The sequence below is a fragment of the Sphingomonas rustica genome (genome assembly GCF_039652585.1).
Taxonomy (GTDB): domain Bacteria; phylum Pseudomonadota; class Alphaproteobacteria; order Sphingomonadales; family Sphingomonadaceae; genus Sphingomonas; species Sphingomonas rustica.
Genome location: NZ_JBDIZK010000010.1, coordinates 128946 through 153419 on the forward strand (window position 1 = coordinate 128946; position 24474 = coordinate 153419).

General features: G+C 67.8%; 26 protein-coding genes. 14 read left to right on the forward strand and 12 right to left on the reverse strand.

Going from position 1 to position 24474, the window contains the following annotated elements:
* Positions 1 to 38: 38 nt before the first annotated feature.
* Both TPR58_RS16545 and TPR58_RS16550 read left to right on the forward strand, forming a co-directional pair.
* Entirely contained in the window at positions 39 to 1085 is a 1047-nt protein-coding gene (locus TPR58_RS16545) for a phytase (protein WP_346247830.1), read from the forward strand.
* Between the two features lie 213 nt (positions 1086 to 1298).
* Positions 1299 to 2771 (forward strand): PQQ-dependent sugar dehydrogenase, encoded by a 1473-nt coding sequence (locus TPR58_RS16550; RefSeq protein ID WP_346247831.1) that lies wholly within the window; start codon positions 1299 to 1301, stop codon positions 2769 to 2771.
* Here TPR58_RS16550 and TPR58_RS16555 read toward each other — a convergent pair whose 3' ends face one another.
* The gene (locus TPR58_RS16555) at positions 2772 to 3563 is read right to left on the reverse strand and encodes a hypothetical protein (protein WP_346247832.1); all 792 of its coding nucleotides are present in this window, start codon (positions 3561 to 3563) and stop codon (positions 2772 to 2774) included. It lies immediately after the preceding gene.
* 94 nt (positions 3564 to 3657) lie between these two features.
* Between TPR58_RS16555 and TPR58_RS16560 the strand changes: the two genes are divergently transcribed.
* Positions 3658 to 4956, forward strand: coding sequence for a M20/M25/M40 family metallo-hydrolase (locus TPR58_RS16560; RefSeq protein ID WP_346247833.1), 1299 nt, complete (start codon positions 3658 to 3660; stop codon positions 4954 to 4956).
* Positions 4957 to 5079: 123 nt separating this feature from the next.
* Positions 5080 to 6504: an aldehyde dehydrogenase family protein gene (locus TPR58_RS16565; protein WP_346247834.1), complete on the forward strand. Its 1425-nt coding sequence runs from the start codon at positions 5080 to 5082 to the stop codon at positions 6502 to 6504.
* Between the two features lie 190 nt (positions 6505 to 6694).
* Here the strand turns inward: TPR58_RS16565 and TPR58_RS16570 are convergent, their stop codons facing one another.
* From TPR58_RS16570 to TPR58_RS16585, 4 genes are all read right to left on the reverse strand, one after another.
* Positions 6695 to 7177: a hypothetical protein gene (locus TPR58_RS16570; RefSeq protein WP_346247835.1), complete on the reverse strand. Its 483-nt coding sequence runs from the start codon at positions 7175 to 7177 to the stop codon at positions 6695 to 6697.
* Between the two features lie 46 nt (positions 7178 to 7223).
* Entirely contained in the window at positions 7224 to 8198 is a 975-nt protein-coding gene (locus tag TPR58_RS16575) for a quinone oxidoreductase family protein (RefSeq protein WP_346247836.1), read from the reverse strand.
* Between the two features lie 45 nt (positions 8199 to 8243).
* Positions 8244 to 10013, reverse strand: a complete 1770-nt coding sequence (locus TPR58_RS16580) for an SLC13 family permease (RefSeq protein ID WP_346247837.1) — start codon at positions 10011 to 10013, stop codon at positions 8244 to 8246.
* A gap of 157 nt (positions 10014 to 10170) precedes the next feature.
* Positions 10171 to 10386 carry a hypothetical protein gene (locus TPR58_RS16585; RefSeq protein WP_346247838.1) on the reverse strand — a complete coding sequence of 72 codons (216 nt, stop codon included), beginning with the start codon at positions 10384 to 10386 and terminating at the stop codon, positions 10171 to 10173.
* A 161-nt stretch (positions 10387 to 10547) separates the two neighbouring features.
* Between TPR58_RS16585 and TPR58_RS16590 the strand changes: the two genes are divergently transcribed.
* Positions 10548 to 10727 (forward strand): hypothetical protein, encoded by a 180-nt coding sequence (locus TPR58_RS16590; protein ID WP_346247839.1) that lies wholly within the window; start codon positions 10548 to 10550, stop codon positions 10725 to 10727.
* Here TPR58_RS16590 and TPR58_RS16595 read toward each other — a convergent pair.
* Positions 10724 to 11347 (reverse strand): S24 family peptidase, encoded by a 624-nt coding sequence (locus TPR58_RS16595; protein WP_346247840.1) that lies wholly within the window; start codon positions 11345 to 11347, stop codon positions 10724 to 10726. The two genes, TPR58_RS16590 and TPR58_RS16595, sit on opposite strands and share 4 nt — an antisense overlap.
* A gap of 93 nt (positions 11348 to 11440) precedes the next feature.
* Between TPR58_RS16595 and TPR58_RS16600 the strand changes: the two genes are divergently transcribed.
* The gene (locus TPR58_RS16600) at positions 11441 to 11623 is read left to right on the forward strand and encodes a hypothetical protein (RefSeq protein ID WP_346247841.1); all 183 of its coding nucleotides are present in this window, start codon (positions 11441 to 11443) and stop codon (positions 11621 to 11623) included.
* Between the two features lie 3 nt (positions 11624 to 11626).
* Here the strand turns inward: TPR58_RS16600 and TPR58_RS16605 are convergent, their stop codons facing one another.
* Positions 11627 to 12553, reverse strand: coding sequence for a hypothetical protein (locus TPR58_RS16605; protein WP_346247842.1), 927 nt, complete (start codon positions 12551 to 12553; stop codon positions 11627 to 11629).
* Positions 12550 to 13785: a TIGR04063 family PEP-CTERM/XrtA system glycosyltransferase gene (locus TPR58_RS16610; protein ID WP_346247843.1), complete on the reverse strand. Its 1236-nt coding sequence runs from the start codon at positions 13783 to 13785 to the stop codon at positions 12550 to 12552. The genes TPR58_RS16605 and TPR58_RS16610 overlap by 4 nt, the downstream gene beginning before the upstream one ends.
* A gap of 99 nt (positions 13786 to 13884) precedes the next feature.
* Here TPR58_RS16610 and TPR58_RS16615 point away from each other — a divergent pair, with 99 nt between their 5' ends.
* The 3 genes from TPR58_RS16615 to TPR58_RS16625 are packed head-to-tail and all read left to right on the forward strand — an operon-like array spanning position 13885 to position 16473.
* Entirely contained in the window at positions 13885 to 14037 is a 153-nt protein-coding gene (locus TPR58_RS16615) for a hypothetical protein (RefSeq protein WP_346247844.1), read from the forward strand.
* Entirely contained in the window at positions 14030 to 15394 is a 1365-nt protein-coding gene (locus TPR58_RS16620) for a putative O-glycosylation ligase, exosortase A system-associated (protein WP_346247845.1), read from the forward strand. The genes TPR58_RS16615 and TPR58_RS16620 overlap by 8 nt, the downstream gene beginning before the upstream one ends.
* Positions 15391 to 16473 carry an acyltransferase family protein gene (locus TPR58_RS16625; RefSeq protein WP_346247846.1) on the forward strand — a complete coding sequence of 361 codons (1083 nt, stop codon included), beginning with the start codon at positions 15391 to 15393 and terminating at the stop codon, positions 16471 to 16473. The genes TPR58_RS16620 and TPR58_RS16625 overlap by 4 nt, the downstream gene beginning before the upstream one ends.
* Before the next feature lie 9 nt (positions 16474 to 16482).
* Here TPR58_RS16625 and TPR58_RS16630 read toward each other — a convergent pair whose 3' ends face one another.
* Positions 16483 to 17034, reverse strand: a complete 552-nt coding sequence (locus tag TPR58_RS16630) for a type 1 glutamine amidotransferase domain-containing protein (protein WP_346247847.1) — start codon at positions 17032 to 17034, stop codon at positions 16483 to 16485.
* Positions 17035 to 17146: 112 nt separating this feature from the next.
* Between TPR58_RS16630 and TPR58_RS16635 the strand changes: the two genes are divergently transcribed.
* From TPR58_RS16635 to TPR58_RS16650, 4 genes are read left to right on the forward strand one after another with little or no spacing between them, the layout of a single operon-like run.
* Positions 17147 to 18160 (forward strand): DNA topoisomerase IB, encoded by a 1014-nt coding sequence (locus TPR58_RS16635; RefSeq protein ID WP_346247849.1) that lies wholly within the window; start codon positions 17147 to 17149, stop codon positions 18158 to 18160.
* Positions 18161 to 18168: 8 nt separating this feature from the next.
* Entirely contained in the window at positions 18169 to 19377 is a 1209-nt protein-coding gene (locus TPR58_RS16640) for a mechanosensitive ion channel family protein (RefSeq protein WP_346247850.1), read from the forward strand.
* Complete coding sequence (locus TPR58_RS16645; protein WP_346247851.1) at positions 19374 to 19742, forward strand: nuclear transport factor 2 family protein; 369 nt, start codon at positions 19374 to 19376, stop codon at positions 19740 to 19742. Before TPR58_RS16640 ends, TPR58_RS16645 begins: the two co-directional genes overlap by 4 nt.
* Positions 19743 to 19780: 38 nt before the next feature.
* Complete coding sequence (locus TPR58_RS16650; RefSeq protein ID WP_346247852.1) at positions 19781 to 20467, forward strand: TetR/AcrR family transcriptional regulator; 687 nt, start codon at positions 19781 to 19783, stop codon at positions 20465 to 20467.
* On the opposite strand, the gene TPR58_RS16655 is transcribed toward TPR58_RS16650, so the two are convergent.
* Complete coding sequence (locus TPR58_RS16655) at positions 20464 to 20604, reverse strand: hypothetical protein (protein ID WP_346247853.1); 141 nt, start codon at positions 20602 to 20604, stop codon at positions 20464 to 20466. The genes TPR58_RS16650 and TPR58_RS16655 overlap by 4 nt on opposite strands.
* Positions 20605 to 21495: 891 nt before the next feature.
* Here TPR58_RS16655 and TPR58_RS16660 point away from each other — a divergent pair.
* Positions 21496 to 22002, forward strand: coding sequence for a hypothetical protein (locus TPR58_RS16660; protein ID WP_346247854.1), 507 nt, complete (start codon positions 21496 to 21498; stop codon positions 22000 to 22002).
* 161 nt (positions 22003 to 22163) lie between these two features.
* Here the strand turns inward: TPR58_RS16660 and TPR58_RS16665 are convergent, their stop codons facing one another.
* Both TPR58_RS16665 and TPR58_RS16670 read right to left on the reverse strand, forming a co-directional pair.
* Entirely contained in the window at positions 22164 to 22748 is a 585-nt protein-coding gene (locus TPR58_RS16665) for a YdeI/OmpD-associated family protein (RefSeq protein ID WP_346247855.1), read from the reverse strand.
* Between the two features lie 749 nt (positions 22749 to 23497).
* Entirely contained in the window at positions 23498 to 24445 is a 948-nt protein-coding gene (locus TPR58_RS16670) for a DUF2167 domain-containing protein (RefSeq protein WP_346247857.1), read from the reverse strand.
* Between the last annotated feature and the right edge of the window lie 29 nt (positions 24446 to 24474).

Below are 24474 nucleotides of genomic sequence, written 5' to 3' on the forward strand. Positions count from 1 at the left end.
GCCTTCCGCACGCCCGCCCGGCGCTTCCGAGGACGACCATGACCAAGACGCTGACCGCCACCCTGGCTGCCCTCCTCCCGCTGGTGGCAGGGTGCAGCGCAACCGAGCCCCGCCCCGCCTTCTCCCCCGCCCCGACCGCCAGCGTCAAGGCGCGCGGCGAGACGGCGGCGGTGGCGACCGCCAATGCCGATGCCGCGGACGATCCCGCCATCTGGCGCAACGCCGCCGATCCGGCCGCAAGCCTGATCGTGGCGACCGACAAGAAGGCCGGCCTGTACGTCTACAACCTGAAGGGCGAGATCCAGTCCTTCCTCGATGCCGGCCGGGTGAACAATGTCGACCTGCGCGACATGGGGCCCGCGGGCATCATCGTCGCCGCCAGCGACCGGATCGACAAGCTGAACCCGAAACTGGCGTTGTTCCGTCTCGACCCCGCCACGCGCACGCTGACCCCGCTCGGCAAGGTCGCGGTCGGCACCGGCGAGGCCTATGGCGTATGCCTGTACCGCCAGGGCACGACGCTGAGCGCGTTCAACGTCATCAAGGACGGCACCATCACCCAGGTCGAGCTCGACCTGTCGGGGGCGGCACCCGCCGGCCGGATCGTGCGGACGATGAAGCTGGCGACCCAGTCCGAAGGTTGCGTCGTCGATGAGCGCACGCACCGCCTCTATGTCGCCGAGGAGGATGTCGGCCTGTGGCGCTTCGACGCGCGGGCGACGGGCGCCACGACGCCGGTCAAGCTCGGGGCGGCCGATGGCGTCGAGATCGTGCCCGACACCGAAGGCGTCACGATCGCCGCGGAAGGCGATGCCGATGGCGGCTATCTGATCGTGTCGAGCCAGGGCGACAATGCCTATGCGGTCTATCGCCTGAGCGACGATTCCTATGTCGGCCGCTTTCGCATCGGCGCGGGCAGGTTCGGCGCGACCGAGGAAACCGACGGCATCGACATCGGCGTCGGCGATTTCGGCCCCGACTATCCCGGCGGCATCTTCATCGCCCAGGACGGCCAGAACGCCCCGCGCGCCCAGAATTTCAAGCTGGTGGCATGGGACGATATCAAGAAGGCGCTGGGGCTTTGAGGAAGTAACTCGCAAGGTAAAATAAATCCTCTCCCGGAGGGAGAGGGGGACCAGCCGCAGGCTGGTGGAGAGGGAGTATTCCCAAACGACAAACTGCGAACGTGGAAAATCCCTCTCCACCGCTTCGCGGTCCCCCTCTCCCTCCGGGAGAGGATTTTACTGGAAGAGACCTTTCGGAACTACCGCGCACCCATCGCGTTACGCGCCTTGATCATGCGCGCCGGCATCGCCTTGCCCCTGCTTCTTCTCGCCGCGTGCAGCGGCGGCGGCGGGAATACGCCGGACCCCTCCCCCAGCCCGGCGCCGACACCGCCCGCAGCCAATGGTGCGCCGGTCTTCACCTCTGCCGCAACCGCCAGCGTCGTCGAGAACAGCAGCGCCGCCTATCAGGCGACCGCGACCGACCCCAATGGCGACGCCATCACCTATTCGATCGCCGGCGGCGCCGACGCCGCGCGCTTCGCCATCACCCCGGCGGGCGCGCTCAGCTTCACCTCCGCGCCCAATTTCGAGGCGCCCGCCGATGCCGGGGCCGACAATGTCTACAACGTCCAGCTGCGCGCCAGCGACGGGACGCTGAACGCCACGCTCGACCTGGCGATCACCGTGACCAACAGCCGCGAGGGCATCGCCGTGCGCCGCGTCGGCACCGGCTTCAACCAGCCGCTCTATGTCGCCGCCATTCCCGGCGACACCCGCGTGTTCGTGGTCGAGAAGGGCGGCAACGTCTGGACTCTCGATCCCGCAACGGGCGCGAAGAGCGCCGCGTTCACCGTCACCGGGCTGACCACCGATGGCGAACGCGGGCTGCTTGGCCTCGCGGCGCGGCCCGATTTCGCGACCAGCAGGCGCGTCGCGGTCCATTGCACCGGCGTCGGCGGGATTATCGAGGTGCGCGACTATGTCGTCGGATCGCCCGGCTATACGACCGCGCTCAGCGTGCCGCATCCCGGCGCGAACAACCATAATGGCGGATGGATCGCCTTCGGCCCCGACGGCCTGCTCTACGTCGCCACCGGCGACGGCGGCGGGTCGGGCGACCCGGGCAACAATGCCCAGAATACCAGCTCGCGGCTGGGCAAGATCCTGCGGCTGGCCGATGCGCCGGGCGGCGGCTATCGCGCCGCGCCGGGCAATCCCTTCGCCGGCGGCGGCGGCGACCCCTATGTCTTCGCCTATGGCCTGCGCAATCCGTTCCGCAATTCCTTCGGGCCCGACGGGCGGCTGTACATCGCCGATGTCGGCCAGGGCGCGATCGAGGAGATCGACGTCGTCCGTCCCGACCAGCCGGGGCTGAACTTCGGCTGGCCGTTCCTCGAGGGGACCCAGCCCTATCGCGGCACCGCGCCGGGCGGGCTGACCGCGCCGGTCTCGCAATATGGCCATGGCACCGGCCCGACCCAGGGCGCCTCGATCATCGGCGGCTATGTCTATCGCGGCCCCGTCGCCTCGCTGGCCGGCCACTATGTCTTCGCCGATTTCGTCAGCGGCAACATCTGGACCGTCCCGGCCGCATCGCTGGTGCAGGGCAGCCTGTTCCCCTCGGGCAGCTACGAACGCCGCAACCTCGACTTCACGCCCGATGCCGGCGAGATCGACCAGATCGCCTCGTTCGGCGAGGATGCGGCGGGCAATCTCTATCTCGTCGACCTGGCGGGCGAGATCTTCCGCGTCACGCCTGCCTGATCAGCGCCATTCGGCCAGGTCCACTGCTGCAATCTCCTCGGCCAATCGAGGATGGCGATGGTCGAGTGCCGCGATCGCCTTGCGGAACGGTCCGCGCAGATAGTCCTTCAGCGCGACTTCCGCCGCCTTTGCATCGGCGTCGGTCAGCCGGACGAACATCGCCAGCGCGGTGACCCGGGACAGTTCGGACAGATAGCCGCTCGATCGCATCTGCCACCCCTGTTCCCCGGCATCCTGGAACTGCCGAAAATCGCGCGCGCTGTTGGCCTGGAACACACCGAATCCCATGAAGATCGCGGCCAGATCAGTCGCATGCTCCTCCAGTTCCGGACCGCCCGGCGGGCGCGTCCGCGCGCTGTGGATCAGATAATGGGCAAGCTCGTGCGCGAAGGTCGCGACCAGCGATTGCGGCCGTGCCAGCTCGTCCGGATTATAGGTCACATGATAGCGACCGTCGGCATAGCCGAAGGTTCCGAGCGGCTGCGCTGCGGTCAGCCGGCGCAGTGCGTGGCCGTGCGCGACATGCGGATCCGCATCGGTTGCGCCTTCATACAGGTCACATTGCCAGTCGCTCATGCCCGCGATCGCCCGCACCTGATCGAACAGTTCGACCGCGCGCATATGGCCGGTCGCTCGGCTCGCGGGAAAATAGTCCCCGTCGGGCAGCACCAGCCCGGTCCCGCGCAGCCCCTCGATCCCGTCAAACTCCTGGAGCAGCCAGGCATAGCCGGCCATCAGCCATTCGAATTCGTCCGGATCGACCGGCAGCTTCGGCTTGAACAATCCCAGCATCGCACATTCCCCCCGAGGGAAAGCTTAGCGTCGCATCGCCGCGCGGCAATCCTCGTCATTGCCACCCGTTTCCGACCGCCCTAGCCTGCGCCGCATGAAATCCCTGATCCTGAGCACGCTCGCGATGATGATCGCCACGCCCGCCGCCGCCCAGTTGAGCAAGTCGGAGGCAAAGATCGCCGCGACGATCGATGCCGAGCAGGATCGCTCGCTGGCGCTGCTGGAGAAGATGACCGTCATCAACAGCGGCACGCTGAACGCCCCCGGCGTGCGCAAGGTGCATGACCTGCTGGTGCCCGAGTTCGAGGCGCTGGGCTTTGCGGTGCGCTGGTCGGACATGGCCGCCACGGGGCGATCGGGTCATCTGGTCGCGACGCACAAGGGCAATGGCCGCGGCAAGCGGATGCTGCTGATCGGCCATCTCGACACGGTGTTCGAGCCCAGCTCGCCCTTCCAGACGTGGAAGCGCGAGGGCGACCGCGCGATCGGCCCCGGTGTCGTCGACGACAAGGGCGGAATCTCGGTGATCCTCGCGGCGCTGCGCGGGATGCAGGCGGCGGGCACGCTGAAACAGGCCGACATCATGGTCGTGCTGACCGGTGACGAGGAACGGATCGGTGCCCCGGTCGAGGTGGCGCGCCGCGACCTGATCGAGGCGGGCAAATGGGCCGATGTCGCGCTGGAGTTCGAAAGCCTCGCGCGTGAGGGCGGCAAGGATTACGGCACGGTCGCGCGACGCAGCTCGTCCAACTGGCTGCTGACGGTGAAGGGCAAGACCGGCCATTCCAGCACGATCTTCGGCAAGGAGCTGGGCTATGGCGCGATCTACGAATTGTCGCGCATCCTCGACACGTGGCGGCGCGAGGTGGTCGAGCCGAACCTGACCTATAATGTCTCGGTCGCCGGCGGCGGCACCCCGGCGACGATCGATGCGGCGCAGTTGACCATCACCGGATCGGGCAAGACCAACATCGTCCCCGAAACCGCGATCGCCCGCGGCGACATCCGCAGCCTGACCGCCGAACAGGACGCCCGCGCGCGCCAGAAGATGACCGCCATCGCGGCGCAGAATTTGCCGGGCACCAGCGCGACCTTCACCGTCGAGTCCGGCTATCCGCCGATGGCGCCGACTGAGGGCAATCGCGCGCTGCTCGGCAAGCTGAACGGCGTGAACAAGAGCCTTGGCCTGCCCGAGATGCCCGAATACGACCCCGCCAAGCGCGGCGCGGCGGATTCGAGCTTTGTCGCGGCGGATGCCGACACGCTGGCCGGCATGGGCCCATGGGGCGGCAACAGCCATGCCGAGGGCGAATGGCTCGACATCCCCAGTATCGCGCTACAGGCGAAACGCGCCGCGATCCTGATGACCCGGCTGGCGAGCGAGAAGCGGTAAGCCCTTTCCTCCCCCGGAGCCGCAGGCTCCTGGGGAGGAGAGGCTTGGTCACAGCCCCCAACGCTTGCAACCGATCTCCCCGCGTTGCATCTCCATACCGGAAATTCGAATCGGGAGAGCGAGATGCGCAGCAACCTCAACCACTATATCGACGGCGCCTGGGTCGAGAGCGAGGGCGGCACCGCGCACCATGTCATCAACCCGGCGACCGAAATGCCGGTCAGCGAGATCATCCTGGGCAGCGAGGCGGATGTCGACAAGGCGGTTGCCGCCGCGCGGCGCGCGTTCGACGGCTTCTCGCGCACCAGCCCGGACGAGCGGATCGCGCTGATCGAGCGGGTGATCGACGAATACAAGAAGCGCGCCGGCGACATGGCCGAGGCGATCAGCCAGGAAATGGGCGCGCCGCTCAGCCTGGCGAAGACCGCGCAGGTCGGGTCGGGCATCGGTCACCTGATGGCCGCGGCCAAGGCGCTGCGCGGGTTCGAGTTCGCCGAGACGATCGGATCGTCCGAGGTGGTGCATGAACCGATCGGCGTCGTCGCGATGATCACTCCGTGGAACTGGCCGCTGAACCAGATCGTGTCGAAGGTCGCGCCGGCGCTGGCGGCGGGCTGCACCATGATCCTGAAGCCCAGCGAGGAGGCGCCCAGCTGCGCGATGATCTTCGCCGAGGTGCTCAACGCGGCCGGCGTGCCCGCGGGCGTGTTCAACCTGGTCAATGGCGACGGGCCCGGCGTCGGCACCGCGCTCAGCCGGCACAAGGGCGTCGACATGGTGAGCTTCACCGGATCGACCCGCGCCGGGGTGCTGGTGGCGAAGAACGCCGCCGATACGGTCAAGCGCGTGCACCAGGAACTGGGCGGCAAGTCGCCCAGCCTGATGCTGGAGGGCGCCGACCCGGCGCGCGCGGTGAAGGGCACGTTGATGAGCGTGCTGATGAACTCGGGCCAGAGCTGCATCGCCCCCACGCGCCTGCTGGTGCCCAAGGCGCAGCAGGCCGAGATCGTCGCGCTGGCGAGCGAGATGATGAAGGCCACGCGCACCGGCGACCCGGCCGAGGAAGGCCATCATCTCGGTCCGCTGGTGAACCGGACCCAGTGGGACAAGGTCCAGGGCCTGATCGCCAAGGGGCTGGAGGAAGGCGCGACGCTGGAGGCCGGCGGCCCCGGCCGTCCCGACGGCGTCGACACCGGCTATTTCGTGAAGCCCACCTTGTTCTCCGACGTGCGCAACGACATGACGATCGCGCGCGAGGAGATCTTCGGCCCGGTCGTGACGATCATCCCCTATGAGGATGAGGAAGAGGCGGTGCGCATCGCCAACGACACCGACTACGGCCTGTCCGCGGTCGTGTTCGGCTCGCCCGAAGCCATCCGCCGCGTGGCGCCGCGGCTGCGCGCCGGGATGGTCTATGTCAATGGCGGCCAGCCCAGTCCCGAGCTTCCGTTCGGAGGCTACAAGCAATCGGGCAATGGCCGCGAGCATGGCAAGTTCGGCCTGGCGGAGTTCCTGGAGGTAAAGGCCCTGATCGGGGTGAATGGCTGATCGTTTCCGTCACCCCGGCCGCAATGCCGGGGCCCATCCCTCCTTCATCCCGAACCGTCGGCATCCACGACGCCCGCCCGGATCAGCAAGAGGCCAGGGCGGCGTCCCGCTGACATTCCGGGATCTGTCGCACAGTGGATGCCGGCACTTCGGCCGGCATGACGGACGATTAGGCGCCGTCAGCGCACCCTCAAATCAGCATCGCACCCTTGCCCGCCGCGACCAGCGGCGCGATGCCGGCGTAGAAGAAAGGGATGCTGTCCTCGTCCCCATTCGCCACGCGGCCGTTCACCTTCGACATGACGCACACGCCGACCTCGGCATCGCCTTCGCCGATGACCAGCACGAACGGGTTGTCGGCATCGCTGCGCGCATAGCGACCGCCGAATTGGCGGCGTGCGGTCTCGAACACATAGGCCGAGGCGAGGAAGTGGAGATCCTCGGGAAGCGGGACTTGCTGGCGATGGAAATCGTCGAGGATCTGGTCGACCAGTGCGAGCGAGGCCTCGCTGTAATCGAGCTGGGTGCCGTCGATCGGCGAGCCGGGTTCGGAAAAAGCGTCGACAAACTCATCGGCCTGCGATGCCATCCCCTCCTCGATCGTCGCGGGCATGCCCGGCGGGGGCGCCGGGTCCGGCTTCGCGCCGAACAGCTTCCTGAAAATCCCGACCATATCGTTCTCCGCTGTGTTCGTGTCCGGACGGGATCAGCCCGCCCGGTCAGGGAATGAGGATCGTCGACCCGATCGTCTCGCCGGCCTCCAGCGCGCGGTGGACGTCCGCCACTTCTTCCAGCGACCGGCGCGATCCGATCTCGGTGCGCAGCGCGCCGCTCTGAAGCATCGCGAACAGCCGGGCGACGCCCTGCTCGCGTTCCACCGGCGTGGCGTAATAATCGTACAGCTTGGGCCGGGTGACGAACAGCGAGCCATGCTGGTTGAGCGTGGCGAGATTGACGCCCTCCACCGGGCCGCCGGCATTGCCGTAGCTGATGATCAGCCCGCGCCGCGCCGTGCTGGCCAGCGACGCCTGCCAGGTCGATCCGCCGACGCCGTCGATCACCACCGGCACGCCCGCACCGCCGGTCAGCTCGCGCACCCGTGCCGCAATGTCCTGCTCGCGATGGAGGATGACATGGTCCGCCCCGGCCGCGCGCGCGACTGCGGCCTTTTCCTCGGTGCTGACCGATCCGATCACCGTCGCGCCGATCGCCTTGAGCCAGCCGCACAACAGCTGCCCCATTCCACCCGCCGCGGCATGGACCAGCACGGTCCAGCCCGCCTGCACCTTGCCGCAGCGCTCGACCAGATATTCGGTCGTGCAGCCCTTCAGCATCACCGCCGCCGCGGTCTCGTCGTCGAACCAGTCGGGCAGGCGGAACAGCGAGGATGCGGCGACATTGCGGTGCGAGGCATAGGCGCCCAGCCCCGGGCCATAGGTCGCGACGCGGTCGCCGACCGCCAGGCCAGTGACGCCGTCGCCCAGCGCCTCGACCACGCCGGCAAACTCGCTGCCCAGCCCGCTGGGCAGTTCGACCGGGTACAGGCCGGAACGGTGATAGGTGTCGATGAAATTGACCCCGATCGCGGTCATCCGCACCCGCACCTCGCCTGCGCCGGGATCGGCCAGGTCGAGATCGACCAGCTGGATCACCTCGGGCCCGCCCGTCCTGTCGATCTGAACCACACGCGCCATCATCGTCGCTCCCTTCGAACCTTCGCACGCCTTATCAGCCGAGCGTCACACCGGCCACACCATCAGGATCAGCGGGGTGCCGACCAGGACGACCAGCACCGACAGTGGCGCGCCGAGCCGAGCATAGTCGCCGAACCGGTATCCTCCCGGCCCCAGCACCAACGTGTTGCACTGATGCCCGATCGGGGTGAGGAAATCGCACCCGGCGCCCACCGCGGTCGCCATCAGAAACGCCTCCGGCCGATAGCCGAGGCCGCTGGCGAAGGTCGCCGCGATCGGCGCCATCACCAGCACCGTCGCCGCATTATTCAGGAACGGGGTCACCGCCATCGCCGCGACCAGGATCAGCGCGACCGCGCCCCAGGGCGGCAGCGTCGCGGCGAGCGCCGACAGCCATTCGCCGATCAGGTCGCTGGTGCCCGTCGTGCGCAGCGAGTCGCTGACCGGGATCAGCGCGCCCAGCATCACCAGGATCGGCCATTCGACATGCTCATAGGCCTCGCGCACCGGCAGCGCGCCGGTCAGGATGACGAGCGCCGCGGCGGCGAAGAAGGCGACCGCCACCGGCACCAGCCCGGTTGCGGTCGCGATCATCGCCGCGGCCAGAATCGCGACGGGCAAAAGCCCCTTGCGCACGCTCCCCAGCCGCAACTGGCGCTGGGCGAGCGGCAGGCAGCCGAGCGCGCTCAACTGCTCGAACACCAGCTCGAGCGGCCCCTGGAGCAGGATCGCATCGCCCGGCTGAAGCGCGATCCGGCCGACCCGCTTGGCCAGCCGGGCGCCGTGGCGCGACACCGCGATCAGGTTGATGCCGAACTGCTCATGCAGCCCGATGCCGATTGCGGTGCGGCCGATCAGCGGGCTTTCATTGCCGACCACCGCCTCGATCACGCCCACCTCGCCGCCGGCGCCCTCGGGCAGTTCGCGCTCCAGCCCTTCCAGCTTCAGCCCGTCGATCGCGATCACCCGTTCCAGCGCATCGGGCGCGCCGCCCAGGATCAGCACGTCGCCCTCGCGCAGCGGCGTCTGGCGGTGGGGCGTGCTGCGCATGCCGCGGCGCAGGATCGCGGTGATCGCGACTTCCTGCTCGTGCCGCTCCTCGAACGCCTCGACCGTCTCGCCGATCGCCAGCGACCCCTCGGCGAGTTCCGCCTCGGTCACATAGTCCTGGATGTCGAGCGCCTCGCCCAGCGACGCGGTCGCGCGCCGGTCGCGCGGGATCAGGCGATAGCCGAAGCGCAGGAAAATCAGCCCCATCACCGTCAGCCCCAACCCGACCGGGGCATAGTCGAACATCCCGAAGGGCTGGCCGGTAATCTCCTCCCGCACCCGGCTGACGATGATGTTGGGCGACGTGCCGACCAAAGTGATCAGCCCACCGAGCAGCGAGGCGAAGGCCATCGGCATCAGGAACACGGCAGGCGAGGTGTCCGATTTCTTCGCCACCTGCATCGCCGCGGGCATCAGCATCGCCAGCGCGCCGATATTCTTGACCAGCGCCGAGGCGAAGGCGACGCTGGTGGTGAGCAGCAGGAGTTGCGACCGGATGCGGCGGACGCGGCGCTGGGTGATCTGCATCACCCGCTCGATCACGCCCGATCGCTGGACCGCGGCCGACATCACCAGCGCCGATCCGACGATGATCACGATGTCGTCGGAAAAGCCGGAAAAGGCGTCCTTGGGCTTCACCACCCCGACCGCGAGCGCGGCCAGCAGCGCGGTGACCGCGACCAGATCGTAACGCAGCCTGCCCCAGATGAAGAGCAGCATCATGCCGATCAGCACGGTAATCGACAGGATCTGCGGGAGCGTCACGCGGCCTCGGATGTCATCCGGGCCTTAACTCCCGTCTGCGCTCGCGGGTCCGTGGCGACGCGACCGATTCGGGGAAATCCCGCCTCTTCTTCCTGGGGGGACGAGAAGAGGCGGGACCCTCCGCTCCGGAGAGCGAAGCCGAATGGGTGTCAGCGCGTCAGTGGACGGTGCCGATCGCCTCGTCGCACGACAGCAGCGCGACCAGGCGCTCGATCTGGCGCCAGCGCAGATAATGGAGCGTGTTGCCCATGCCGCGGCTGCGATCGGCGCGCGACGCTGCCTCGCACCCGGCCTCGTCGCCGAACATCAGGATCAGCTCGGCGGCGTCGGCAACCTGCGCGGCGTCGGCGAGAAACGGGGGCAGAACGTCCATGGAAACTCCGATCGACACCCCGCAGGGCGTCCCTTTGCGCGCTATACCGAAAAGTGCCCCGCCGTCTCCCCCCTTTCGCCGGACCGAACCGCTTTTGATGGTGAAGCGGGCGACAACCATGGGCAGTGGCGTCGCGCGCGCGGACATGGCAGGGGATCGGCATGACCAACGGTTCCAGCACCAAGACCCCGCGCTCGGGCGGCTTCCTGCTCGCGATCAGCCTCCTGCTCGGCTTCGGCATCGGTACCAGCCAGGGCCAGGCCAGCCTGGGCACGGTGATCGGCTTCGCGGTCGGCATGGTGCTGCTCGCCGCGGTCTGGCTGGTCGACCGCCGGCGCTAGATCAGGTTGCGGCCCAGCCAGACGACCCGGCCGACCACGTCGATCTCCCCCACCGGCGCGGTCCAGCTGCGATAGTCGGGATTGTCGCTGATGACCTCGATCTCGCTGCCCAGCGGCAGCAGCCGCTTGACCATCAGCGCCCCGTCATAGCGGATCACGAACAGGCTGTGCCGGCCGCTGGGCACGCGCCGGTCGCTGTCGACCAGGATCTCGTCCCCCTCGAACAACGTGCCTTCCATCGAGTCGCCGCGCACCCGGATCAGCGATGCGGCATCGGCGCGCACGCCCAGCTTGCGCAGCAACAGCGGATCGACCAGCCCGGCCTGTCCGCGGCGATCCTCCTCCGCCAGACGGCCCGGCCCGGCCGAGGCGCCCAGGTCCATGCGGGTCACCTCGATGATCTGGCGATCGGGCACCACCCCGAATCGCGCCTCGGGCACGCCGAGGAACCGGGCGATCCGGGCGCGGTCCCCGACCGACAGCTCGCGCGGGGAGCCGCGGCTCAGATATTGCTGGAGATAGGCCGGGTTGCGCCCGATCACGCGGGACAGGAGCGCGCAGCTATGCTCCGAACGTTCGATCGCAGCCGACAGGGCGGCGCGTTGTTCGACAGGGTCCATGGTCGATCCGATCCCGTAGGAAATTTCCTAGACAAGTTGGATTACCAGAACAAAACAGGATCATCAACATGCGACTCGGATGAAGGAAGGCAGATGGCGGTCCTGCGCAAGATCACCCTGTTCCTGCGCCATAGCGGGATGAAGGAAACGCGATTCGGCCGCGACGCGGTCAACGATCCACGGCTGGTCAGCGACCTCCGCAAGGGGCGCCAGCCCCGGGCGGGGACGGTGTCGCGAATCGAGGCGTTCATCGCCGCGCGCGACGCGGACGGCTGACGCTCAGGCGGTGCGGGCGAGCATGCGCAGCGTGGCGAGCGCATCCTCGAGCGAGCGATCGCGCGCGGGCGGCGGCGCGGCCCGCGCCGGCGCGGCGGTGCGGCCGATCACGCCCTTTTCCAGCCGCTCGAGCAGCGCATGGATCGTCGCGTCGGTGCGCGGCGTCGCGATCGCCTCGCGCTCCGGCTGCGGCACCGGGCGCAGGCCGGGCGGCGGCGCGGGGCGCGGGCGGACCGGCGGGGTGATCTCGAACGTCTCGAACCGCTCGCTCTCGTCGAACAGCGCTGGACGCGCCGGGCGCAGCGGCTTGGGCGGGACGGGCGCAGGCATCGGGACGGCGAGGATCGCGCCGGGATCGAAGGCGGAGAGCGGCTGTTCCAGATCGACCGGCAGGCAGCGCTCGGCCGGTACTGGCTCGACGACGGCGGGTGCCGCGGGAGCCTCGACCGGGTCGGCCAGCCGGCCGAGCGGCAGGCCCTTGAGCTCCGGCTTTGCGCGGCGTGGCGGCAGCGTCGGCGGCGCAGGACGCGCGGTCACTTCGAGGAATGGCGTGCCGAGGTCGCGAGTCGCGAGCAACGGCGCGCGGGCCGGCGCATCGGGATGCGCGTCGGCACGGCGCAGGACCGGCACCGGATCGCCCTCGCCCCGTTCGCCGCGTGTTGCCGCGTGCGATCGGCCGATCGCCAGTCCGCGGCTGCCGAAGATCAGGAAACCCGCGAACCAGCCGAGCAGCGCGGCAACCCCGCCGACGCCGAGCGCCAGCCCGGCGCGTGCGGTCAGGCCGAGCGGCGGTTCGGCCGCGGCGAGCAGCGCGGGCAGGCCTGATTCGGTCACGATCGACTCGATCAGCGCCCCCGGCAGCAGGGCGACCGCGATCGCCCCCGCTGCGCCGGTCACCAGCCCGCCAAGCGTCGCCACCGCCAGCTTCATATCCCCGTTCCCGCCTTGCGACCCGATTCCATGGCCGCCCTTTTGGCGAGATCTTGGTAAACAGAATCATAACGCCCGACATTGACCGCCCAGTTGCGGTCGATCTCGACGAAGCGGCGGCCGCGTTCACGTCGCCCTTCCCAGCCCGCGCGGTCGGCGAACAGCGCCGCGACCGACCGCGCCAGCGCCGCCGGATCGTCGGGCGCGAACAACGTGCCGGTGTCGCCGTCGCGAATCAGCTCGCGGTGGCCGCCGACATCGGATGCCGCGACCAGCCGCCGCTGCGCCATCGCCTCGAGCGGCTTGAGCGGCGTCACCAGATCGGTCAGCCGCATCCGCTTGCGCGGATAGACCAGCACGTCGATCACAGAATAATAGAGCTCGACCTGGTCGTGCGGCACCCGGCCGACGAAGTGGATCCGGTTTGCCACCGGTGACGCCGCCGCCTGCGCGCGCACCGCCGCCTCGCACGGCCCGCCGCCGACCAGGACGAGATGCATCGCCGGGCGCGCGGCGACCAGCGCCGGCATCGCCGCGATCAAATCGTCCAGCCCCTCATAGTCGTAGAAGCTGCCGATGAAGCCGATCGTCTCGGCCCCCTCCAGCCCCAGCCGCGCGACCAGCGCCGCATCGCGCGGCAGCGGATCGCCGAACAGGGTCAGGTCGACGCCATTGGGCGATACGAAGATCTTGCCCGCATCCACGCCGCGCGCGACCAGATCGCGGCGCAGACCGTCGCAGATCACCGCGACCGCATCGGCACGCCGGACCGCGCGGGTCTCCAGCGCGCGGGTGGCGCGATATTTGAGCGACCCTTCGCGCCCGTCGCCATTGCCGACGGCCGCATCCTCCCAGAAGGCGCGGATCTCGTAGACGAAGGGCAGCTTCAGCCGGTCGGCGACGCGCCGGCCGGCCATCGCGTTCAGCACCGGCGAATGGGCGTGGAGGATGTCTGGGCGATAATCGCGCGCCACCTGAAGCGCCGCGCGGGTGAAGGCGCGAACCTCGCGCAACTCGCCCAGCGGTGCCGGCAGCGCACCGACGGGGCCGGTGCGGAAGAAGCGCAGCCCGTCGATCGTCTCCTCGCCCGGCGGCGCGTCGCCGTGGCGCGGGCCGGTGATGGCGGCCACGTCCCAGCCGCGCGCGATCTGTGCCTTCAGGATCGCCCGCGTGCGGAAGGTATAGCCGCTGTGCAGCGGCAGGCTGTGGTCGAGGAGGTGGAGAATCCGCATGGCCCCGTCCTGCCACGACGTCCTTAACGCCGCGTCAACCGCATGGCCCTAGGCGGGAATCGGGCCAGCGACGATCGGCCGAGGAGCACGGGACGCCAGATGATCGACAATTTCGCGCTCGCGATCAGCCATGCGGTGATGCTGCTCGGCGCCATCCTGCTGATGCGACGCACCGATCTCGACCGCGAAGGCCCGCCGGCCGACGACGCGCGGCCCCGAGCAAGGGGCAGATGGGGTCGTCCCGGTGCATGACCTTCCCTTCGTCGCGTTCCTGGGGGCGATCCTTGCGTGCGGCTTCTACCGCCCGTTCATGTTCGTGCTCGCCTATGCCTATATCGACATCGTCTCGCCGCAGCGGCTGACCTATTCGCTGCTCAACTCGGTGCCCGTCTCGCTGATCGCGGTGGCGCTCGCGGTCGGCGGATGGGCGGTGGCCGACGACAAGAAGGACCTGCGGATCGCGCCGCGCCAGGTGATGATCCTGATCCTGCTGGCCTATTGCTATTACACCACGGTCAATGCCGATTTCCCGCGCGAGGCGCTGGAGAAATGGGACTGGGTGTGGAAGGCGCTGGCCTTCGCCTTCTTCCTGCCCTTCACGCTGCGCACGCGCCTGAGGATCGAGGCGCTGCTGCTGTTCATGATCGCGTCTGCGGCGGCGATCATCATCACCGGCGGGATCAAGACGCTGGCATCGGGCGGCGGCTATGGCGAGCTGAACCTGATGATCACCAACAATTCGGGCCTGTACGAGGGATCGACCATCTCGACCGTGGCGATCTGCATCATCCCGCTGATCCTGTGGTTCACCCGGCACGGGACGATCTTCAAGCCCGACTGGCGGGTGAAGCTGTTCTGCGCTGCGCTGATCTTTGCCTGCCTGCTGATCCCGATCGGCACCTCGACCCGCACCGGGCTGCTGTGCATCGGGCTGCTCGCCGCGCTCAGGCTTCGCGACAGCCGGCGGCCTCTGGTGTACCTGGCCGGCATCACCACGCTGGGGCTGGTCGCCGTCCCGTTCCTGCCCCAGGCGTTCATGGAGCGGATGGGGACGATCAAGACCTATCAGGGCGACAGCTCCGCCTCCACCCGCGTCGCGGTGTGGCAATGGACGATGGACTATGTGAAGACCCGTCCCACCGGCGGCGGGTTCGAGGCCTATCGCCAGAACCGGATCCGGTACGAGAAGGTCAATGTCGATACGGTCGGCGGACAGGCCAAGGTGGAGCGCACGCTGGAACTCGACCAGGCCCGCGCCTATCACAGCGCCTATTTCGAGATGCTGGGCGAACAGGGCTATTTCGGGCTGGGCCTGTGGCTGCTCGTCAACATCGCCGGCATCCTGCGCATGGAGGTGCTGCGGCGGCGCTATCGCAAGGCGGAGGGCGAGGATGACTGGATCGCGCCGCTGGCAAGCGCCTTGCAGAGCGGGCACATCATCTATCTTCTGGGCGCGGTGTTCATCGCCATCGCCTTCCAGCCCTTCGTCTATATGCTGATCGGCGCGCAGATCGGGCTCGACCTGTATTGCGCGAAGAAGCGCGCTGCCGCGCTGTGGCGGCCGATGGGCCGGGCGCGGCAGCGGCCGGCCGAGGTGGCCGCCGCGTGAGCGACCGGCCCGAGCTGAAGGCGCTGACCGGCGCGCGCGGGATCGCGGCGTGGCTGGTGGTGCTGTTCCACCTGCGCTTCATGATGCCCGGCATGGGCGGGCCGCAGGGCTGGCTGTCCCAGGCCTATCTGGCGGTCGATTTCTTCTTCGTCCTGTCGGGCTTCGTGATCTGGCTGACCTGGGGCGAGCGGCTGCGACAGGCGGGACCGGCGGGCATTCCCGAGTTCCTGAAGCGGCGCATCGCCCGAGTGTGGCCGCTGCACGCGGTGATGCTGGGCGTCGCGATGCTGTTCGCGGTCGCGCTGATCGTCGCGGGCCGGCCCGACATGCCGCAATATCCCCCGGCCGAACTGCCGCTCCATTTCCTGCTGATCCAGAATTGGGGGCTGACCGGGCGGCTGACCTGGAACGTGCCGGCCTGGTCGATCTCGTGCGAGCTGGCCGCCTATCTGGTCTTTCCCTGGCTGGTGATGACGGCCGACTGGCGGCGTTGGCCGAGCTGGGCCTTGCTGGCGGCGATGACCGGACTGGCCGCGGCGCTCTGGGCGATCTTCACCGCGCTGGGCGCAACGGTGCTGGGCAATCTGATCGAGCGGTATGGCGTGGTGCGCTGCCTGGCCGAATTCGGCATCGGCACGATCGCCTGCGCGCTGTGGCTGCGCTGGCGCGATCGGCCGATGGCGCCGGCGCTGGGCTGCGTCGCCGTCGGCGCCGCGCTGCTCGGCGGTCATGCGCTGGGCCTCGTGCCGCAGATCCTGGCGATGCCGCTGGTCTTCGCCGCGCTGGTGCTGACGCTGGCGCTGAGCTCGGGGATGCGCGGGAACGTGCTGGAATGGACGCCGGTCCATTATCTCGGCGAGATCAGCTATGCGACCTATCTGGGCCACTGGATCCTGTGGATGGCGTTCAAGCTTGCCGTCGTGCCCGCCGGCGGGATGGGCTGGCCGATGGCGCTGGGCTTCCTGGCGATCGTGCTGGGGGCGTCGGTCGCGCTGTACCACCTCGTCGAGCGGCCGGCGCAGCGCTGGATCAACGGCCGGCCGATGCCGTTCCGGCGGACCGGAACGGCATCGATCTGAGGCGAAGGATCAGGCGTCGGCCAATGCGTGGTCGAGCGCGTCGATCACCGCGCGGTTGAACGCGGGAATGTCATCGGGCTTGCGGCTGGTGATCAGGTTGCCGTCGACGACGACTTCCTCGTCGAGCACGGTGGCGCCGGCATTGGCGAGATCCGTGCGGATCGAGGGCCAGCTGGTCACGCGGCGGTCCTTCACCACATCGGCCTCGACCAGCAGCCACGGCGCGTGACAGATCGCCGCCACCGGCTTGCCCGCATCGAACACCTGCCGGATGATCCCGACGACCCGGTCGTTCATGCGCAGCGCGTCCGGATTGGCGACGCCGCCCGGCAGGACCAGCGCGTCATAATCGGCGGGGTCGACCTGATCGATCGTCGTGTCGGGGGTGATGCTCTTGCCCTTCTCGCCGCCCTGTTCGCCGGTGATCGGATCGGTCTTGAGCGAGGCGAGCGTCACGCGGGCGCCGGCATCTAGCAGCGCCTGGCGCGGATCGAACAGCTCGGACTGTTCGAAGCCGTCGGTGGCGATCATGAGGACGTGGCTGCGGGAGAGATCGGTCATGGGTAAGATCCTTGAATGAAGGGACTTTCCCAGCGCCAACCCGTCGTCGACGGCGCGGTTCCGGAACGAAGCGATTGCCCGAGCATTGATCGGGACATCGCGAGGGACCCGAATGTCGCAATCCGAACTCAGCTATGTCGACGACCGCGAGGCCGGGATCACCCGCCGCAAGATGCGGCACGGATGGGGCTATTACACCGCCGCCGGCGACCGGATCACCGATCGCGACGAGATCGACCGGCTGAACGCGATCGGCCTGCCCCCCGCCTATCGCGATGCCTGGTTCTGCCCCAGCCCGCTCGGCCATATCCAGGCGACCGGATATGATGATCGCGGGCGCAAGCAATATCGCTATCACACCGCCTTTCGCGAAGCGCAGGAGGCGGCGAAATATGATCGCTGCGCCAGTTTCGGAGTCCGCCTGCCGCTGCTGCGCGCCAAGGTCGAACGGGATCTTAAGCTGCGCGGCCTGTGCAAGGACAAGGCGGTGGCGGCGGTCGTCCGGCTGCTCGACCTCGGCAGCATCCGCGTCGGCAACGAGCAATATGCCGCGACGAACAAGAGCTTCGGCGCGACGACGCTGCGCAAGCGCCATGCGAAGGTGAAGGGCCAGACGCTGCGGCTGCAGTTCCGCGCCAAGTCGGGCAAGCTGCGGCTGCTGACCATCACCGACGGATCGCTGATCCGCTTCGTCAAGCGGTGCCAGGACCTGCCCGGCCAGCATCTGTTCCGCTGGCTGGACGATGCCGGCGAGACGCATCCGGTCACCTCGACCGACGTCAACTGCTATATCCGCGATGCGATGCGCGAGGAATTCACCGCCAAGCATTTCCGCACCTGGGGCGCCAGCGTGATCGCGTTCGAGGCGCTGGCGACGGCCAGGACGCATGTCGGGCTGAACGCGATGCTGGAACCAGTGACCGAGGCGCTGGGCAACACCCCCGCCATCGCGCGCAAATCCTATGTTCACCCTGCCCTCATCGCGCTGACCAAGGATCGCGAGCTGCAGGAAACATTTCGCTCCCGTCTTAATCTTCCGCGAACCACGCGCTATCTCAGCCGCGCCGAGCGCGGCCTGATCGCCTTCCTCGAAAGCGACGCGCCGGACATCGCCAAAGCCGCCTGAGGATCTTCATGACCGTCAATACCGCCGCCCCCAAGGCCACGCCCACGTCTGCGTCGGCCGCCGAGCTGGAAACCCATGTCCGGTCGTTCACAACCGAGGCGTGGAACTGGGTCCAGGATTACTGGCTGAGCATCCTGATCGCCGCCGGCGCCGCGATCGCGATCGCGGCCTTGCTGTACGCGATCCGCGCTTGGGCGATGAAGCTGTGCGAGCGCGGCAACGGCGTCGCCAACTGGTATGCGATCATCGGCCGCGCGGTGTCGCGGACCAGCAATTTCTTCATCATCATGGTCTCGATCCGGCTGGTCGTGGGCTATGCGCAGACCCCGCCGATGGTCGATACGACGGTCGGGTTCCTGTTCACCATCGCCACCGTGTTCCAGGCCGCGATCTGGGTCCGCGAGCTGGTGTTCGGCGCGATCGAGCACCGGACGTCGGCGGAGGATTATCACGGCCAGGCGCTGACCAGCGCGCTGGGGATCATCCGGCTGCTAGTGACGATCGTGGTGTTCGCGATCGCATCGGTCGTGGTGCTCAGCAATCTAGGCGTGAACGTCACCGGCCTGGTCGCCGGTCTGGGCGTCGGCGGCATCGCCATTGGTCTGGCGGCGCAGGGCATCTTCGCCGACCTGTTCGCCGCGCTGGCCATCCTGTTCGACAAGCCGTTCCGCGTCGGACACAAGGTGCGTTTCGACCAGACCACCGGGATCATCCAGGCGATCGGCCTGAAATCCACCCGCATCCGCGCCTTCAGCGGCGAGGAGATGGTGATCGCCAACAAGCAGCTTCTCGACAAGCTGATCGAGAATCTCACGCACCGCGACCATATCCGGATCAAGCTGGCGATCGGCGTGGCCTATGAGACGCCGCCCGAGAAGCTGGAGGCGCTGCCCGGCATGCTGCACGAGATCGTCGAGGCGGCCGGCGCGACCGTGTCCCGCGCGAGTTTCGAGGCGTTCGGCGCAAGCTCGGTCGACTTCGTGCTGGAGTTCGACATTCGCGGCGACGACTGGGATACCGCGCATCTGGCGCGCAACCGGGTGATGATAGCGATCCTGCGCCGCTTCGCCGACGAGGATATCTCGATCCCCTATCCGACCCAGACGGCGTTCACCGCCGACCCGAACGGCAAGCTGATCCTGCCCTATCCCGACCCCGGCGCGGACCATTCCCCGGCGCCACGAGCGACCGCGACATCGGGAGCGGCGCGGGCATGAGGGAGACGCCGGACGCGATCCGCGCCTTCTACCAGGCCTATCACGAGCGCGACCGGGCCGCGGCTTCCGCGCTGATGGACGAGGGCTTCACCTTCACCAGCCCCTATGACGAGGCGCTGGGCAAGGCGGAGTATTTCCAGCGATGCTGGGAGCCGGGCTCGCATCATGTCGCGTTCGAGGAGGAACGGCTGATCGCAGATGGCGAAGGGGCGTTCCTGACCTATCTGGTCACGCTGGACGACGGCCGGTCGTTCCGCAACACCGAATATTTCGAGGTACGCGAGGGGCGGATCCTGTCGGTCACCGTCTATTTCGGGGCGACTTACCGCAACGGTGCCTACGAGGCGCAGTCGCCGGCCGGGTGACGGATTGACACATTTCGTGCCGGGCGTAGGGCGTTCGGATGCGCAAGTTTCTGTACGAGGATCCGGCCGAACCCTCGCCCCGGGTCCGGGCAACCCCGACGCCCCCGCCCGCACCGAAGCGCGCGTCCGCAGCGGCACAACCGGCCGCGCGCCAGGCCGTCCCGCCCCTGCCCGAGGCTTCGCCGATCGAGGCGGCGCTGATCGCGCTCGCCGCCGAGGGCGGGCGGTTCAACCATGATGCGGTGGCGAAGCGCGCCGGCGTGTCGCGGCGCACCGTCTATCGCCGCTATCCCGACCAGAAGGCCCTTCGCGCCGCCATCCGCGCGCGGATCGACGCGCCCGCGCCACCCCCGGCCAGCCTGGACGCGGTGATCGAGGGGCTGGCCGCGCGCTTCGCCGGCTTCGACGCCCGCCCGGCCGAGGCGACACTGGCGCTGGCCAGCACCGAAGGCCGCGCCGCCCGCCGCCGGGCGAGGCCGGAGGCGACCCGCACGATGCTGATCGACGCGGCGGGCTCGCTTCCCGCACCCGAGCGCATCCGCGCGGCGGCGATGCTGGGTTTCGTCAGCGAGGGCACCGCCTGGCTGGAACTGCGCGAGCAATGGGACCTGACCGGCGAAGAGGCGGCGGCCGCCTGCCGCTGGGCGATCGAGACGCTGATCGAGGATTTGCGACGGCGAGGTAGCGGACCGCTACCGTCGTCCGCCGGATCGCGTCAGCCCTAAGCGAAATCGCCCAGCTTCTCGGCCTCGTCCTCGGGCAGGTCGTGCTGCTCGGCCTGGTCGTTGGGCGTGACCGTTTTGGGCTCCCTGGACATGTCGCCGGGGTCGGGCTCGTTTCCGGGGATATGCGTCGGGTTCATCTGCCGTCTCCTTTGGGATGGGGGTTGAACGCATGGGCAGGCGGAAATGGTCACCCCGGGATGATATTCCGGGGTCCGGGGGCTGCCGCCGCGCGGAAACGATGGTCCGGCCGCCTTGGGTCCGGGATGTGCCTTGCAGTGGATGCCGGCACTTCGGCCGGCATGACGGAGGGGTGCAGATGATCGCGGCTGCGGCTCGCGCGCTTCGTTCGCCACCACTCCGCCGTCACCCCGGCTGGAATGTCGGGGGCCACCCGTCATCCATCCCGGAGCCCAGGTCGGGCGCCGCGCTACCCCCTCACGATGGACGCTGAGGTTCCGGGCCGCCGCCGATCCGGGATGTGCCGCGCAGTGGATGCCGGCACTCCGGCCGGCATGACGGAGGGGTGCGGTGGCGTTGACGCGCTGATCAGGCGCGGTTGAGGCTGGCGCGCTTCGCTCGACACCTCTTCATCGTCGCCCCGGCTGAAATGCCGGGGCCCACCGGGCGGCAGATCCCGGACTGGTGGTGATGGCCGGACCTCCGAGTCTACCCTTGCCGGTCGGGCACGGCGTGCAGCTTTGGGTCTGAAATGCAGGATGGGTGGTGAGACTGGCGCGCGTCTCGGGCTTCTTTGCCGTGCCGATGCGGTGGAGGATGGCGTAGCGGTTGGCGCCCTTCAGCGTGGCGTGCTCAAGCGGGTCAACCATATTGGACCGTTGAAGGCACGACGCATTGCAGAACATACAGGGTGAGACATATGCACTATATGAAGCGGTAGCGGCGCGGCAAAATTCTAATCTGAGATGGTAGGTGCGCGAATTGATCGAGACGTTTGATTCGAACGCAAGGGAGATATTCCGCCACCCTCTCGTTTCGAGAAAGACTCCGACTGAAGCGGCGACAGCGAAATGGTGACGAATATCCGATTCGGACGCAGCGCGCTCTTCGTCCTACTCGCCATCGGGTTGTCAAATTGCAAGCAGGTCAACGACAGCGAAAACGCGAGCAAGCCCCCTTCCGTGCCTGCGAATGCTTCCCCGGCTGCGAACGGGAACTTCAGGGTGGTGATTACAGGTAACGGACTTCATTCTGGAAACGATACGAATTATGAAAGCGTCGCGGATTGCGCCGCCTTTCAATTGACGCCGGCACAGGTGAAGGAATTTTTCACACGTGCAGAGACGATTGATGATCTAACCTACAATCACGAACTGAATATTTCACAATGCTACGCCAAGGGTGTTGTCTGGCTTGCCAACGGTGAGCACGGTACGTGGGCGATCGATAAATCGCGACGTGGCTACTACACGCGATCGGACGGCACCGGTAAGAAGATGTTCTGCCGGGCCTGCTCGAGCTCACTATATCTGACCGTCGAAGACGTTACATATGACGGCGCGATCGACAACGAATAGCAGGCTTTGCGATTTTCGTTCGAATTCGTATGCTGTGCTCTCCGTCCGCGCCAAACCACTAACATGGCGCGCAGCCTCAGGCCCGGAATGGAGGATGGGTGGACCCGGCATTCCAGCCAGGGTGACGGGTGCGCGAGATAGAGGCGCGGTCACCAACATGCTCACGAACCGTGAACCGTCTCGCCCCGTTCGAGCATCGCGACGAACTCCGCGATCCGCCGGGCGCGCGTCTCGGACTTCTTTGCCGTGCCGATGCGGTAGAGGATGGCGTAGCGGTTGGCGCCCTTCAGCGTGGCGAAGAAGGCGGCTGCCGCCGGCGAGGCGTCGAGCGCCGTCTGAAGGTCGGGCGGGACCTCCGCCTTGCTGGCCGGGGCATAGGCGGCTTCCCAGCGGCCGTCCGCCCTAGCAGCCTCGATCTCGGCCAGACCGGCGGGGTGCATGTGGCCGCTTGCCATCAGTTCTGTCGCGCGGGTGCGATTGACCTGCGACCATTTGCTGGTGCGCTTGCGCGGGGTGAAGCGGACCAGCCAGCTTTTCTCGTCATAGGTGTCGAGCTGCCCGTCGATCCAGCCATGGCACAGCGCGGCGTCGATCGCCTCGGCCTTGGACAGGCTGGCGATGCCCGAGTCCTTCTTGGCGAGCTTGAGCCACAGCCCCTTGGACGATCGCGGTTCCGCCGCCAGCCAAGCGTCGAAGGCTGCGGCATTGGCGAACCCGACGATCGGCAGGCCGGCTCGCTGTTCCACGACGTTCCTTTCAAGAAACCCTTAGAGGGCTCGATGGCTGAAAATAGACCTCTCGTCAGCGTCAAGCGCCGCCCCGCTCAGTCCTCGCATATCGCTCCGTCCCCGGTAATCTTTCCACCTTCCACAGTGGCGTAGCATCCAGGATCATAGCTCGTAGCCTGGCATTGCCCCTGAGCTGGATCGCCCGGCCGCGAACTCGGTTCTCCTGATGCGCCCGTTACCATCAACCGGCACATCCCCTTGCAATCCGACTTGTCGCTGCAGACTTTCAGGGCATCGGAATAATCGAATTGGCAGATGGGCGATCCGAAGGCCGTGCGACTTTCGTATCCACCTTGCGACTTGCACGAACTAAGTTCGGTCGCGCTCAGGCTTTTTCTGGGCATGCCACAACTTCCGCTGATCAGCATGGCGAACAGGGCCGTGACGAAGATCGCAGCACGAGGCAGGTATTGCTTCATCCAATAATAGTTACACATCGAACCTGCCCGGGCAATTGAGCTCGTAACGCCGCATTTCTTCTACTTAACCGGCCGGCAGCTTTGCTCCACGCCCCTCTCCGCGGTCCCTCGGCTGAAATGCCGGTGTCCACCCGTACTCCATTCCTGGGCATTGGTCGGGCACGGCGCTATCCCTTACGATGGACGCGGAGGTTCGGCGCCCCCGCCGATCCGGGATGTGCCGCTCAGTGGACGCCGGCACTTCGGCCGGCATGACGGGGAGGTCCCACTCCGAGGCCTTCCGCCACCTCAGATGACGTCCTTCTCCTCCTTCGCGCCGAACATCCGGCGGACGAGGCCGGCCAGTGCGGCGAAGGCGGCGAACAGGCCGACGAAGATCAGCTTGCCGAATTTCGCGATGACCGCGAACAGCCCGACCTTCTGGGCGACCGCGACGGCGGTGCCGCCGGCGACCAGGCCGGCCAGGCCATATTCGGCGGTCTTGTCGGTCGAGGCGTCGTAATCGGCATAGGCGGCGCCGGGTTCGAAGGTGACCGATCGGCCGAAGCTGGCGGCGGCGCCGCGGATGTCGCCCAGCACCGACATGTCGGAGACCATGTTAAGGCTCAACACGCCAGTGCGGCCGAGCAGGCGGACGTCATAGTTGAGGCCGTGCACCGGATCGCCTTCGTTCGCGAGTTCCTTCGCCCAGATCAGCGAATGGCTCTTGGAGTCATAGGAGGGCGCCTGTGCCCAGCCGACCAGACGCATCGTCGGATAGCCGGCCGACTTGCGCGCCTGGTTCTGGGCTTCCTCGCCCGACTGCATCTCGCGCAGGACCTTCTCGTAATCCTGGCCCGCGGCATCGGCGTCGGAGATGTGGCCGGTATCCTGATAGGTGATGACCGCGCCCCAGGGCGAATCGTACAGCGTCGCCCCCTTCGGCATCACCATGCCGAGCACATTGGCGACCGCATCGGGCGGGTTGCGCCACGCCTCGGTCAGCACCCGCTTCGCTTCGTCGGCGGGGATGAAATAATAATTCTCGCCCAGGTGCAGCACCGCCTTCGCCTCGGCGATGCGAACATCGCCGGTCTGGGTGTGCAGGCTCTTTTGCAGCGCCAGCATCTCGGGCGCGACCTTCGCCCTTGCGACGGCTTCCGCCTTCTCGCCCTTGTCGGGCGCCGCAGCCAGTGCCGGCGCGCCGAGCGCGGTGAGTGCCAGCGCAATCGCGCCGGTGCGAAGCCAAGTCCCCATCGATACCCCCCCCAGGTGCCGTGCCGAGT